The following is a 14232-nucleotide window of genomic DNA, read 5'->3' on the forward strand; positions in this document are numbered from 1 at the left end:
TTATTGGTTATATAAGGGCTTTGCTAAGGTGGCAAAAAAACCACGCGAGAATCATCATGAAAGCAAAACTTCCTGTCCTGAGCGCTTTAGCTCTCAGCTTTGGCCTGCTCTCCATGCACGCTTTTGCCGCTAACCCAGAAACCGTCACCATCGGCTATCAAAAAGCCAACATCTTTGCCCTGCTGAAATATCGCGGCACGCTGGATGAAACCTTTAAGAAGGAAGGCATCGCTATCCGCTGGGTGGAGTTCCCGGCGGGCCCGCAAATGCTGGAAGGCTTAAACGTCGGCAGCATTGATTTGGCAGCAACTGGTGATGCGCCGCCTGCCTTCGCGCAGGCAGCGAAAGCCGATTTGATCTATCTCGGTCATTCACCGGCTAACCCAAAAACCGAAGCCATCGTGGTGCCGAAAGATTCCGCCATTAAAAGCGTAGCGGATTTGAAAGGTAAACGCGTCGGTCTGAACAAGGGTTCTGACGTCAATTATCTGCTGGTGAAAGCGTTGGAAGATGCGGGGCTTAACTACAAAGACGTGACGCCGGTGTATCTGCCGCCCGCCGATGCACGCGCGGCTTTCCAGAAAGGCGCGATTGATGCATGGGTGATTTGGGATCCGTACCTTGCCGAAGTGGAAGCCAATGCCGGTGCGCGTGAAATCCGCAATGCGGAAGGATTAGTGCCACATTACACCTTCTATCTCGCCAGCCGTCCGTTCGCGGAAGGTCATCCTGATACTGCGAAACAGGTTGTCGATGAGTTGAGCAAACTCAGCGATTGGGCCAACAAGAACCCGGATGACGCGGCAGCGATTCTGTCGAAATCAACCGGCCTGGATAAATCCATCTGGCAAACCACCATTAAACGCCTGCCTTACGGCGCGTCACGCATGTCGCCGCAGGTGTTTGATGAGCAGCAGGCGTTAGCGGATACCTTTACGCGCGTGGGAATGTTGCCGGTGAAAGTGGATGTGCGCAGCGCGACCTGGTCGCTGGATAAGAAGTAAAAATAAATAAATCCGGGCCTGACTATTGGCCCGGATTTATCTTTTATTCGTAATGGTAGTCATTATTCAAACGCTTTTTTGCCTCGTGCAATAGGTTCAAACTTTGACGGTACGATGAGTAACAACCGCGTGTGTTAAAGCTGTGCGAGCGTTTTCAGGGTTTCAGGATTCTGCTGAACCATGCGTATAAGCAAAACAGCCTGGGCGTTAGGCCTGGACCTGCCTTGCTCCCAGTTTTGATAGGTGGTTTCACCTGTGTGAAGGTAGTGCGCAAAAACGGCCTGAGAAAGGTTAAGTTTTTCGCGTACATCACGCAGCTCCTGTGGCGCGATGGTGACGGGCGCGCGCTTGCTGACCTGGTAGGTCTTGAGCGTGATTTTTCCGTCCTTATGATCTTTCAGCTCCTGCATTCCCGTCATCAGCTCACTGAAAATATCGCGTTCAGTCATGTCTCAGCCCCTTTTTAATCACGTTCAGCGCCGAACCCAAGGCGTCGCGCTGCTGTTTGGTCAGATCGTCGCGTTGATCCTTATCGTAAATGGTAAACAGGATGAACTGGCCTTTTTCGTTCGTCCAGTAATAGATAACCCTAATGCCGCCTCTTGTGCCCTTGTTTCGACGCTCATCCCTGAACCGGACTTTACGCAGGCCGCCCGTATCTGGGATCACGTCGCCCTTTTCAGGGTCGGCCATCAACATATTCTGGAAAAGCCTAAACTGATCATCGCTCAGGTATTCCACCCGGTACTTCTGAAAGCTGGACAGCTCAATAAATGTCGCGTGCATGTTTGTGCCTATCCCCAACCAAGAGATACAATATCCCCAAATTGGGGATAGCTCAACGAATATCCGCGTTGAATCTCGGATAATTTAAACAGTTAGTTTTTTCAGAATGTGTAGAGAATCATCTCTCTGATGAGGGTTTGTATGCCGTGGGGACAGATGCTATGTGAACCAAAAATACCTGTTTGAAAGCTAGCTGATTGCATACTGTTGCTCCCTGTTACTGATATCCATTTAAAAAAACAGAGCCAATCATAATTAATAAATCAGCGATCACGAATGTAAATTTTGGCTTAATATTGAACAGTTTTGAATTTTGGATTGTGGTTCACATAGTGATGTAACGTGATGATTTAATGGGTTTGTAAGTTATGGTCGCCATTCATGAACTGCACCCCAAATGTTGGACCATAATCTGATATTGATGGAGTGACCCTACGATTCGAGCATTTGTAGGGTGCGCATTTACGCGCACCGGGTTTTATCAGCCCTCGCCTCTGCCAATCTGCCAAATCCCCGTCGGTGCGGTGCCATTCACTTTCCAGTCGCCGATATCACGCGCTTTGTACACCACCGGATTATGTGACGACAGGGTGCGCGCATTGCGCCAGTGACGATCCAGCGCTTTGCTGACGCGCGTATCCGATGCGCCCAGTGCGTTAAACAGCTCGGTGGCGGCGCGCGTCACCCATTCGCTGGCAATCACCTGCGCCTGCCCCGCTTCGGCTTCGGCCAGCACATTCGCGGCGGCAATTTGCGCTTCATCGTTGCTAACGTGGGCAACATATGCTGATTGCAGTGAATGTGTCGCGCGGATCACCGTGGCTTCCACCGCAAACGCCAGGCTGGTGATTTGCCCGATCACCTGCAGAATCTGCACATCCTGACGCGCAACACCGCCGTTGCCGTGACTGTAAACCCGATTTCGCGCCGCCACCGCCTGCGCACCATCGCGCGCCACCGCACGACCGATTCCCGCCAGCGTGGCCAGCAAGACATGCTGATAGAAAGCGGTTTGATAACGGAAGCGGGTGGCGAAATCGTAGACGTGTTCCTGCTCGACATGGGCGTTAGCGAAACGCGTGGTGCCGCTGCCGGTTAAGCGCTGGCCAAAGCCGTCCCAGTCGTCCTCACGCGTCACCCCGGGTTGGTGAGTGTTCACCAGAGCGATAACGTCGCCCTGATTGTCATTGCGGCGCGCATAGACATCAATCCAGTCGGCGAACAGCGTGCCGGTGCTGTAAAACTTCTCGCCGCTCAGCGTCCAGCCGCTTTCGCCTGGCGTGACGCGCGTGATGACATCGCCGAGTTTTACCGTGCCAATTTCCGTCCAGCCGCTGCCCACCAGCTCGCCATCAATAAAACGGCCAAACCAGCGATCGCGTTCCGCGCTATCCGGCTGATTCAATCGATCTTCGACAAAAGCGAAATGCGTGCGCAGCGCCTGCGGCAGATTCGAGTCGGTTTCTGCCAGCTCGGTTAACAGCTGGAACAGCTGCGGTAGCGATGCGCCCCAACCGCCCTTCTCTTGCGGAATTCGCACCGTGCCGAATCCCGCCTCTTTCAGCCAGCTAATCGGTTGATGCGGCAAAGTACGTTCCCGCTCGCGCGCCACCGTTCCTTCAGCGATGCGCGCGAAAATCGGCCGGAAGTGCGCCGCCAGCGCCTCATAATCGGTGCCTGTTGCCAGTAAACTCATGGTGACTCCTGAGGTGAAAGATCGTCGATGTCATGCAGCGTGGGCTCGTGGCGCACCGCCAGCAGGAAGAAGATTGGGATGATCGCTGCCAGCGAAACCACCCAAAACATGTTGGTGCCGAGCGCGGCCTGCAGAATCGGCAGGATGAACAGCGCTAACGCGCTGCCGATGCCAGAAAGTGCGCGGCTAAAGCCCACGCCGGTAGCGCGAATCGAGGTTGGATAGGAAAGCGCCGGATAGACCATCAGCTGCGCGCCCGGCCCGAAGCCTTCGGCAAACAGCCACAAGCCGAGCATCAATACTGCAAAGACGATTCCGGCGATGGCTTGCGGATGACCAATTAACGCCAGCGCGATCAGCGCAAAGAATTGCAGGGCAAAGCCAGCAATCGCGACGTGGCGCGACGGATATTTCCACGCCAGACGCATGCCAAGCAGGCCGCCGGTAAAGGCGAACAGCGCGTTGAGTCCCAGCGATGCCGAGATGGTTTCAAACACGCCCGCGCCGAGGAACTGTGCCAGAATCGACGGCAGGAAGAAAGCAATGGCGGTGTATTCAAACGAGATACAGATGTTCATCACACCCGCGACGATGGTGCGTTCGCGCCACGGTTTCTCAAACAGCACGCGGAAACTCACTTTCGGTGCCGCAGCAGCCGGTGGCGTTTCGTGTTCCGCTTCGTGGGCGTGAATGCCGTAGGAATCACGCAGAATGCGCACCGCGGATTTCAGATCGCCCTGATTCGCCGCCCACAGTGGCGATTCGTTCATGAATTTGCTGCGCACCGCGATGATCAGCAGCGCCGGTACCGCACCGAACAGCAGCGACGCGCGCCACAGCCAGTCAAGATGCTCTTTCGGCAGCAGGAAGTAGAGCGCGAAGATCAGCAGGAAGCACAGCGTTGAGGCGGCGTACCACATCGGGCACCAGGCTGCGAGTCGGGATGCCTTGTTGCCTTTACCAGCGAATTTGGAGAACTCCGCCAGATATGACATCGCCACCGGCAAATCGATGCCGACGCCCACGCCCATCAGGAAGCGCGCGCCAATCAGCACCCAGACGTTCGGCGCTAACCCCGCCGCAATCGCTGAAACCACAAAGAACAGCATGTCGGCCATGAACACCGAATAGCGGCCATATTTATCCGTCAGCCAGCCGCCCACCAGATTGCCAACGATGGTGCCAACCATAATTGAGGAAGTGACTAAGCCGGTGAGCAGCGGCGAGAGCTGAAACTCACGCACCACATCATCGATGCCGTACGACAGCGTGGTGAGATCGTAGGCATCGAGGAACACGCCGCCGAGCGCGAGGAACACAATCATGCGCGCGTAGTTGTCATTTTTGGTGCGAGTGTTGATCAGCCTTGCCACATCACTGACCGAACGTACCGGTTCGGAAACCGGAATGGTGTTTTCTAAAGGAAGAGAACTCATAACGCCTCACGTTGTTGTTTTGTAGTGCGGGTGAGGTTGTTATAAGCGTTTTTCTGGCTGCGCCAAAACAACAATTCTTTATATAAATTTACATTAAAATCAATTAGATAAATGGTTTTTAGCCAACACAAAAACCCGGACACGCCTGACGCGTCCGGGTGTTCAAACAGCAACACTTTATTCGGCTGAGACCGGCACCAACACGCCTTTTACCAGCGGATCGTCGGTGGTCTTCAACCACTGCTGGACGCGCGGATCGGAGAAGGCTTTTTTCAGCTTCTCGATGTTTTCCTGGTCCAGATAAGGCGTGCCAATCACCAGCTGTGAGGCGAAAGTGCGCGGCGCAGGCGGGAAGAGAATGCCTTTTTCGCGCGGCACTTTACCGGCATCAAATTGCGAGACGTAACCAATCGCCGCATCCACCGAGTTGAGCGCACGCGGCATGGTCAGCAAATCGAGCTCTTTAAACACGAAACCGTGCGGATTGCCGACAATGTTCTTCAGTTTGGCCGTGCGCGGCTCGACGTTGGGATCGAGCGTGATTAAACCCTGACGCGCCAGCAACCATAATGCCTGGCCCTGATTGGCGCCGTCATCCGGCACCACGATGGTCGCGCCCTGCGGCAGATCCGCTACCGATGTGTAGCGATCGGAGTAGATGCCAAACGCCCACTGGAACAGCGGCAGCGTTGAGGTGAGCGCAAAACCGTTGGCATCCACCACTTGCTTTAGCCACCACTGATGCTGATACACGGTGGCGGCATACTGCCCTTCCGCTACCGCGCGGTCGGCTTGCACCGGATCCTGCACGCCAACCGCCTCCAGCTTCAGGCCATAATCGGGCGCGATGTGCTCGCCAACGTATTCAATCAGCTTCTGCTCGCCCGCCATCGCCGGTTCAAAATGCACCTTCAGCGTGGTGCCAAAGACCACCGCCTGCGCCTGTTGGCTGCGCCAGAACCAGCCGCCTGCTGCAAGTACAACGACCACTATAATCAGTAGCAGCCACGGCCAGCGGCGGGTTTTACGCAGCTCGAAATCTTGTGTTGTCATAACGATGTCCCCTGAGGATGGCGTAATACCGTGACCAAACGGTCGCCGAGAAATTGAATGGTTTGAATTAAGGCGATCAGCACCACGATGGTGGCGATCATGATGTGGTTGTCGAAGCGCTGATAACCGTACACCACCGCCAGATAGCCGATACCGCCCGCGCCGATGGTGCCGGCAATGGCGGAGTACTCAATCATTGAGATCAGGTTGAGCGTCACTGCCGCCACAATCGCCGGCAGCGCTTCGCTAAGTTGTGCCGAGCGGATGATCTGCCAGCGCGAACCGCCGCACACCAAGCCCACCGCCGTGACTTCACCGGGCAGCTCACGCAGCGCGTTGTCCACCAAACGGCCAAAGAACGGAATACCCGCGGCGATCATCGGCACAACGGCGGCAGGAATGCCGATGGTGGTGCCGGTAAGCCAGAAGGTGAACGGAATGATGGCCGCCATCAGCACCAGAAACGGCAGCGAACGGCCCATGTTGACGATCCAGCTCAACACTCTATTAATTCCGCGATGCGGAAACAGACCGCGCACCGAGGTGTTGAACAGCACCACGCCGACGATGCCGCCAAACGTGATCACGAACAGCATCACGATCGCCACCATCAATGCGGTTTCGCCCAGAGCGGGCAGCATCAGCGCCGGGATATCTGGCCACGGCGTATCCTGACTCATCACTGATACGCTCATACCGCCTCCCGCAATAGCAGCACGCTGCCGGAAACGCTGGCAACTAAGCCCAGCTGTTCCAGCTGCGACAGTAAACGCGCCAGCGGCACGCGTTCCTGTTGATAGTGAATGCCCACCTTGAGGCGGCCAGCTTGCAGACCATTCACCTGCTCAACGTGCGCGCCGAGCAGATCAATACGCAGACCAAACTGCTGGCTGAGGCGCGAAATCCAGTCGCTGGCGACTGGCACATCGGTGCGATAACTCAGCTGCAACACCAGTTCGGCATCGCCCGCCTGCGCCGCCAGCGGGAACAGGCGCTGTGCCAATAGCGAATCGGGTTGCGCCAGCAGCTCTTTCACCACACCGTACTGCACGATTTGGCCGTCGCGAATTTCCGCTACCGCATCTGCCGCCTGACGCACCGCGTCCATTTCATGGGTGATCAGCACAATCGCCAGCTTGTAGTCATCACGCAGTTTTTTCAGCAGGTCGAGCACGGTGACGGTGGCTTCGGGATCGAGCCCTGAAGTGGCTTCATCTGCCAGCAACACCGACGGGCGCAATGCCAGCGCACGCGCGATACCAATACGCTGCCGCTGACCACCGGAAAGCTGGCCAGGATAGGCTTTGGCTTTGTGGCTGAGGCCGACGCTATCGAGCAATTCGCCCACGCGCGCGGCGATATCGCGATCCACCACGCCAAGATAGTGCAGCGGCAAGGCGATATTCTCCCACGCGGTTTTGCGTTGCAGCAGCGCGGAAGACTGGAACACGGTACCAATTGAGCGACGCGCCTGACGTAGCGCTTCGCCATTCAGACGTGAGAGATCGCTGCCGTTTACACGGATGCTGCCGGCGCTCGGTTGTTCCAGCAGGCTGATGCACTTTGCCAGCGTCGATTTACCCGCGCCGCTCGGCCCAACTACCGCGGTGATGTTGGCTTGCGGTACTTGCAGGCTGATGGATTTCAGCACCTCGGTGATGCGGCCGTCGGGCGCGCGATAGTGTTTGCTAAGATGATCTATCTCGATCATGAGACCTCCTGCGGCGTGGAGGATTTAACGCGATAGCCCGCGCCCGGATGCGGTGCTTGCAGCTGCGGGCCGGAGGAGAATAACTTCTCGCGCAACGTGCCCTGCGCGTACTCTTTTTTGTAGACGCCGCGCTTTTGCAGCTCCGGGATCAGCAGCTCCACCACATCTTCAAAGGTTTCATGCGTCAATGCGTAGGCGAAGTTGAAGCCATCTACGTCGGTCTCTTCAACCCAGCTTTGCAACTCATCCGCGACGGTTTCCGCGCTGCCGACAATCAGCGGACCAAAACCGCCGATGCCGACCCAATCCGCCAGCGCTTTTACCGTCCACTGACGGTCGGGATCGGCGGTGGAGAAGGTTTCGACCGCCGATTGAATGGCATTGGTGTGGATATATTTCAGCACCTGATCCGGCTGATACTGACCGAAGTCGATACCGGTCCAGCCTGATACCAGCGCCAGCGCGCCTTCGTAGCTGACCCAACTGGTGTACTCTTTCCATTTCGCCTGCGCCGCCAGATCGGTTTCGCCAACAATCACGGTTTGCAGATTGAAGATTTTGATGCTGTAAGGATCGCGCCCCGCTTCCGCCGCGCGGCGGCGAATATCGGCGACGGTTTTCTTCAGCAGCACTTTCGACGGCGCGGCAACAAATACGCATTCGGCATGTTCTGCGGCAAACTGTTTGCCACGACTCGATGCGCCCGCCTGATACAGTACCGGCGTGCGCTGCGGTGACGGTTCGCACAGGTGAATGCCCGGCACGTTGAAGAAGGTGCCCTGATGATTGATGGGATGGATTTTACGCGGGTCGCTGAAGATACGGCGTTCGCGGTCACGCAATACTGCATCCTGCTCCCAGCTGCCTTCCAGCAGCTTGTACACCACTTGCAAATACTCGTCGGCGTAATCGTAGCGGCTGTCGTGATCGGTCTGGGTTTTGTGCCCAATGTTGCGCGCCCCGCTCTCCAGATACGAGGTGACGATGTTCCAGCCGATGCGGCCTTTGGTCAGGTGATCGAGCGTGGATAAGCGGCGCGCAAACGGATAGGGATGTTCAAACGACAGCGACGCCGTGAGACCAAAGCCGAGATGTTCGGTGACCAGCGCCATTGGCGTGATCAGCGCTAACGGATCGTTGACCGGCACCTGCGTCGCCTGGCGGATCGCCGCATCGCCGTTGCCGTTGAGTACGTCGTAAACGCCGAGCACGTCGGCGATAAACAGGCCGTCAAATTTGCCGCGCTCCAGCAGGCGCGCCAAATCGACCCAATACTCCAGATCTTTATATTGCCAGGAACGGTCACGCGGATGCGCCCACAGGCCCGGCGACTGGTGTCCGACACAGTTCATATCAAATGCATTCAAGCGAATTTCACGTTGCGATGGCATAGCAATCTCCATAGCGAGGCCGTGATCGTGTTACGACCCGGCGTTCGTCAGTTAATTTTTAGGATGTTGAGAGATTAAAGCGCTGAAGGGGGACATCGCTCGGCGGGAGCGATTTGCAGTTCTTGTAAAATATGTTTCGCCACAGCGGCGGCGTGATCGGCAACCTGCGGCAAACCCATCAGTTCACCGAAGCGCGCACGCGCAGCAGGACCGACGACAAACAGGCGCGCATTGGGCTGGCCGGTAACATTAAGCGTGTGCGACTGGCTGTCGACATCTATACCAAAACCGAGCAGGTCAGCGCGGATTAGCCCTTGCTGGCTGAGCGACTGCAGCAGCGGCTGGCTGGCGGTTAAGGCTTCATGGCCGGGACCGGTGGTGACAATCAGATGATCGAGGCGATGGGTTTCGCTGGCGCCCTCGCGCGTGCGTAACGTGATGTCCAGCTGCCTGCCGACATCGGAGATTTCGCTAAGCCGCGCGGCCAGCACCTTCAAACTGCCCTGCTGCCGACGTGCGCTGATCACCGCTGACACCTGCGGCGCAATGCGATAGCGATGCACATCCCACCACGAGCGCAAGTGACGAACAAAGCGCTGCTTCTCGCGCAGCGGCAGCGATTGCCAGATATCCTGACCTTGCACGCGTACCTGATCGAGCACGCGCTGCCACGGCAAATCCTGTTCCGCGGCTCGCGCAACCTCGGCGCGGATATGTCGTAGCCACAGACGCGCGCTGGACGCATCCTGCGGGGCTAATGTCCATTCAGGCCATTCACCGCTCAGGTTATCGCGCGAGAGCTGCCCACGGCGCGAGAAGGAGATTAACGGGCCACGATGCTGTCGGGTGCCCAATGAAGCCACCACGTCCGCCATGCTCAGGCCGGTACCGATAATCGCCACCGAGGATTGAGGATCGATGGCGTCTAATACGCCGTGCTGCCACGGATTGGCAATCAACGCCGGATGCGCCGAGAACGGTTGCAGCGCACGCGGCAATGATGGCGGCGGATGACTGATCGCTAACGCCAGCACATCACCCTGCAGCGTTTCTCCGTTGCTGAGCAACAGCTGCTCGCCTTCCCAGGCCACGGCGCTGGCCTGAACATGGCGCAGCGTGATGTGCGGATACGCCTTCGCCGCGGTGGCAAACTGTTCTGCCAGATAGCGACCAAACAGGCTGCGCTGCGGATAGACCGCGCCGTCTTCACAGTGCGCTACTGAATCCAGTGAACATTCCGGCTGTTGGCGATACCAGCGATCAAACGCGCCCTGTTCTTCCCCGCTTAACTGCATGCGTGAAGCGGGCACGTTGATGCGGTGCGCCGGCTCCTGCGTGGAATAGGCAACGCCGCCGCCGAGACTGGCGCGCGGTTCGACCACTGTAATCAGTAATCTGCTCGATGAGGTTCGTGCGAGATGAATCGCCAGCGCTGTGCCGCTAAAGCCACCGCCAACAATGATTACCCGTGCCATTGCCTTCTCCTGCATTAGCTGGCGCTCGTCTGTTTTGACGGACGCTTATCGCCGCCAATGGTTTCACCAAACGGGCCAGTGTTAATGGTGCGTTCACGCTGCTGCTGTGCGTTAGCCAGCGGTAGCAGCGGCAACAGTAATTCGGCCACACGATGCGCTTCTTCCAGATGCGGATAACCGGACAGAATGAAGTTGGTGACACCCAGCGCCTGATATTCGCGGATACGCTCAGCCACCTGCTCCGGGCTGCCGACCAGCGCAGTGCCCGCGCCTCCGCGCACCAGACCCACACCCGCCCACAGATTTGGCGAGATATAGAGGTTGTCGCGCGAGCCGTTGTGCAACGCGCTCATTCGTGCCTGACCGGCTGAATCCATACGCGCAAAGATTTTCTGCGCCTGCGCGATGGTTTCTTCATCAAGATGACCAATCAACTTATCTGCCGCCGCTTTGGCTTCTTCTTCGGTCTCGCGCACAATCACATGCAAACGAATGCCGTATTCCAGCTTACGTCCGCGCTGTTCTGCACGTGCGCGCACCACTTCCAGCTTCTCGGCAACCTGCGCTGGCGGCTCGCCCCAGGTGAGATAGGTATCGATCTGTTCCGCTGCTACATCAATCGCCGCCTCAGATGAACCACCAAAATAGAGCGGCGGCCCCTTTTCCTGCACCGGCGGGAACAGCACTTCCGCGCCTTCGACGTGAATGTGTTTGCCTTCGTAATCCACTTTCTCGCCGCGCATCAGGCGGCTGTAGACGTCGAGGAACTCTTTGGTGACTTCATAACGTTCACTGTGGTTGAGGAAAATGCCGTCGCCTTTGTTCTCAATCGGATCGCCGCCGGTCACCACGTTAATCAATAAACGCCCTTCAGACAGACGATCAAGCGTTGTCGCCATGCGGGCTGCCAGCGTTGGCGGCTGCAGGCCAGGACGCACTGCCACTAAATAGCGCAGACGCTTGGTGATCGGCGCTAACGCAGAAGCCACCAGCCAGGAATCTTCACAGCTTTTGCCGGTAGGAATTAATACGCCATAGAAGCCAAGATTGTCGGCGGCGAGCGCCACTTGCTGTAAGTAGGGTAAATCGACCGGGCGTCCGCCTTGCGTGGTTCCAAGATAGCGTCCATCACCGTGCGTCGGTAAAAACCAGAAGACATTAATTTTATCGTTCGCGGAATCGGCCATTATGCTTTTCCTATATAACTTTATTAAAAAATGATCATTTTGAACTGCTTATTTGGTTATATAGCTATTAGCAGAAAGCGTGCCAGGTTGTTAACTGGCGCGAATCGCCGTATTTCAGGCGGTTAGCCTTGTCACCGTCAACCAAAACAGTTGCATTTGCAACTCTGGCGCAACAGCTATTGCTGCATATGCAACTGCTTATGCTTTTTATATGGTGTTAATAGTCAGCGTGAGCATTTAGGTTAACGATATGCTCGTTACAGGACTCAATACCATGTTAACCACCTATAACCACACCGACTCACCGCGCTTAGTCGATCCCGCTTCTCTGGCGTTTCAATCGCTGCTGGATAAGTTCGCGCCCACAGATGCCACCGTGCTGATTGTCGGCGAAACCGGCACAGGTAAAGAAGTGGTGGCGCGCTATCTGCATCATCACAGCCAACGCCGTCACGGCCCTTTCCTCGCGGTCAACTGCGGCGCACTGACGGAAAGCCTGGCTGAAGCCGAATTGTTCGGCCATGAGAAAGGCGCTTTTACCGGTGCGACGCAGTCACATCCCGGCTGGTTTGAATCAGCGCAAGGCGGCACCTTGCTGCTGGATGAGATTGGCGAGCTCAGTCCTTCACTGCAAGTTAAATTGCTGCGTGTGCTGCAGGAGCGTGAGATTACGCGCGTGGGCTCGCGTAAAGCGATCAAAGTGGATGTGCGAGTTATCGCGGCTACGCATGTGGATTTGGCGCAGGCGATTCGTGAACGACGCTTCCGCGAAGATCTGTTCTATCGCCTGAATATTGCGGTGGTACCATTACCGCCGCTGCGTCAGCGCCGTGAAGACATTCCGCTGCTGGCGCAACACTTCCTCGCCCTCTACGCACGACGTTTAGGGCGCCCGGCACGGCGTCTTTCTCCTGATGCGCTTGAAGCGCTGCGCGAATACAGCTGGCCGGGCAATATCCGTGAACTGGAGAACACGCTGCATAACGCCGTATTGCTGAGCCGCGAAGAGACGCTGACGCCCGCACAGTTGCGACTTGCTGGTTACAGTGAACATGGCTTTAACGAGTCAAATGATTCAACGCTCGACAGTTTTCTTCAGCAGCAGCTAACCAGTCAGCCGCAACAACTGTTTGATCGCGTTATCAGCAGCCTGATTAGCAACGCGCTGTCGATGACAGATCACAATCAAACCCAGGCCGCGGCGCTATTAGGTATTAGCCGCCACACTTTACGCACGCATCTGGCTAATCAGGGAATGATTAAAGGACGGCGCAAATCGCCGGTAACTGCATCGACATCCAATGTGCATGGGACGCAGGAGCGTGAGCTGCGCATTGGCTATCAGAAGTTTGGCAATCTTGGCGTATTGAAAGCCCGTCAGAGCCTCGAACACTGTTTCGCTCAGCAAGGCATAAGCGTGTTGTGGAGTGAGTTTCCCGCCGGGCCACAGCTGCTGTATGCACTGCAAAACAACGAAATCGATTTTGGTACCACCGGCGAAGTACCGCCAATCTTCGCTCAGGCGAGCGGCAATGCGGTGACTTATATTGCGTGGGAGCCACCGGCGCCGAGCAGCGTTGGCATTGTGGTACCGAATGATAGCGATATTCGTACCATCAGCGATCTGCGCGGTAAGCGCATATCGGTTAATAAAGGTTCGAACGTTCACTGGCTACTGCTGCATTTACTGGAGGAAGCGGGCATTGGTCTGGATGAACTCAAAGTGGTGTATACGCCGCCGAAATATCCGCTCACCGCCAGTGATTACCTTTCGGTTGATGCCTGGATGATGTGGGATCCGTTGCTCAGCGCTGCGGAGAGCAATCCCGAACTGCGGGTTTTGGTTAATGGTGAAGGGCGCGTACATAATCATCAGTTCTATCTGGCGCGGCGTGATTACGTTGAACAGCACGATGACATCTTCAGACAGCTGGTGGAGAGTTTGCAACAAACGGGTTTGTTCATCGATAGCCATCGCCACGAAGCATCAATGTTATTGGCTCAGGAGCTTGGATTGGAAATCGCATCAGTAGAACGTGCCTTGACTCGCCGCAGCCACAAAACACGTGCGATGGCCTTCGAAGTAATCAAAGAGCAGCAGACCATCGCCGATCGCTTTTATGCGTTGGGGCTGATTAACAAACCGGTGCGCGTGCGCGATGCGGTTTGGCAATTTTCATCAGCTTTAACGTTAATTGAGTAATGTGGGTCTTGAAAGTTATCCACGTTTTCTGTGGATAAATCATTGAATATCATCTGGCTAATCTCGCTTAGGGATTTTTGATGATCGCTGAAACTAAAAGTTAATTGGCGATTTCAGCCTGAAATTTTATTAGAAACCCCTTATATTTCATATCAATAGAGGTGAAATCGATTGGGCGAGCAGATGAATTTTCACTCGCTGGCTTGACGGCAATTCTGCTGTGGCTGGCTGTTGTCGCTTTCGCGCACAGCTGGTTAAATTGGCTGCAGTTAGTTAATCGTTATTGGTGA

The 14232-nt window shown here is 56.0% G+C and carries 12 protein-coding genes; 2 read left to right on the top strand and 10 right to left on the bottom strand.

Going from position 1 to position 14232, the window contains the following annotated elements; translation table 11 throughout:
- The first annotated feature begins 56 nt into the window (after positions 1–56).
- Complete coding sequence (locus FCN45_RS21065; RefSeq protein WP_137387143.1) at positions 57–1004, top strand: sulfonate ABC transporter substrate-binding protein; 948 nt, start codon at positions 57–59, stop codon at positions 1002–1004.
- Between the two features lie 134 nt (positions 1005–1138).
- Here the strand turns inward: FCN45_RS21065 and FCN45_RS21070 are convergent, their stop codons facing one another.
- The 10 genes from FCN45_RS21070 to ssuD form a co-directional block, all read right to left on the bottom strand.
- Entirely contained in the window at positions 1139–1453 is a 315-nt protein-coding gene (locus FCN45_RS21070) for a DNA-binding transcriptional regulator (RefSeq protein ID WP_137387144.1), read from the bottom strand.
- Positions 1446–1790, bottom strand: a complete 345-nt coding sequence (locus FCN45_RS21075; RefSeq protein ID WP_137387145.1) for a toxin — start codon at positions 1788–1790, stop codon at positions 1446–1448. Before FCN45_RS21075 ends, FCN45_RS21070 begins: the two co-directional genes overlap by 8 nt.
- Positions 1791–2271: 481 nt before the next feature.
- Entirely contained in the window at positions 2272–3486 is a 1215-nt protein-coding gene (locus FCN45_RS21080; protein ID WP_137387146.1) for an acyl-CoA dehydrogenase family protein, read from the bottom strand.
- Positions 3483–4922 (bottom strand): MFS transporter, encoded by a 1440-nt coding sequence (locus FCN45_RS21085; RefSeq protein WP_137387147.1) that lies wholly within the window; start codon positions 4920–4922, stop codon positions 3483–3485. The genes FCN45_RS21080 and FCN45_RS21085 overlap by 4 nt, the downstream gene beginning before the upstream one ends.
- Before the next feature lie 177 nt (positions 4923–5099).
- Positions 5100–5975: a MetQ/NlpA family ABC transporter substrate-binding protein gene (locus FCN45_RS21090; RefSeq protein ID WP_101761172.1), complete on the bottom strand. Its 876-nt coding sequence runs from the start codon at positions 5973–5975 to the stop codon at positions 5100–5102.
- On the bottom strand, positions 5972–6670 hold the full coding sequence (locus FCN45_RS21095; protein WP_137387148.1) for a methionine ABC transporter permease: 699 nt from the start codon (positions 6668–6670) through the stop codon (positions 5972–5974). The genes FCN45_RS21090 and FCN45_RS21095 overlap by 4 nt, the downstream gene beginning before the upstream one ends.
- Positions 6667–7686 (bottom strand): methionine ABC transporter ATP-binding protein, encoded by a 1020-nt coding sequence (locus FCN45_RS21100; protein ID WP_137387149.1) that lies wholly within the window; start codon positions 7684–7686, stop codon positions 6667–6669. Before FCN45_RS21100 ends, FCN45_RS21095 begins: the two co-directional genes overlap by 4 nt.
- Positions 7683–9077, bottom strand: coding sequence for an LLM class flavin-dependent oxidoreductase (locus FCN45_RS21105; RefSeq protein WP_137387150.1), 1395 nt, complete (start codon positions 9075–9077; stop codon positions 7683–7685). The genes FCN45_RS21100 and FCN45_RS21105 overlap by 4 nt, the downstream gene beginning before the upstream one ends.
- 74 nt (positions 9078–9151) lie before the next feature.
- Complete coding sequence (locus FCN45_RS21110) at positions 9152–10552, bottom strand: FAD/NAD(P)-binding protein (protein ID WP_371419616.1); 1401 nt, start codon at positions 10550–10552, stop codon at positions 9152–9154.
- A gap of 14 nt (positions 10553–10566) precedes the next feature.
- Positions 10567–11739 carry an FMNH2-dependent alkanesulfonate monooxygenase gene (gene ssuD, locus FCN45_RS21115; protein WP_101761167.1) on the bottom strand — a complete coding sequence of 391 codons (1173 nt, stop codon included), beginning with the start codon at positions 11737–11739 and terminating at the stop codon, positions 10567–10569.
- Between the two features lie 274 nt (positions 11740–12013).
- On the opposite strand from ssuD, the gene FCN45_RS21120 reads away from it, so the two are divergent.
- Positions 12014–13942: an aliphatic sulfonate ABC transporter substrate-binding protein gene (locus tag FCN45_RS21120; RefSeq protein ID WP_137387152.1), complete on the top strand. Its 1929-nt coding sequence runs from the start codon at positions 12014–12016 to the stop codon at positions 13940–13942.
- Positions 13943–14232: the final 290 nt, after the last annotated feature.

The sequence above is a fragment of the Pantoea sp. SO10 genome (assembly GCF_005281435.1).
GTDB classification, from domain to species: Bacteria; Pseudomonadota; Gammaproteobacteria; order Enterobacterales; family Enterobacteriaceae; genus Pantoea; species Pantoea leporis.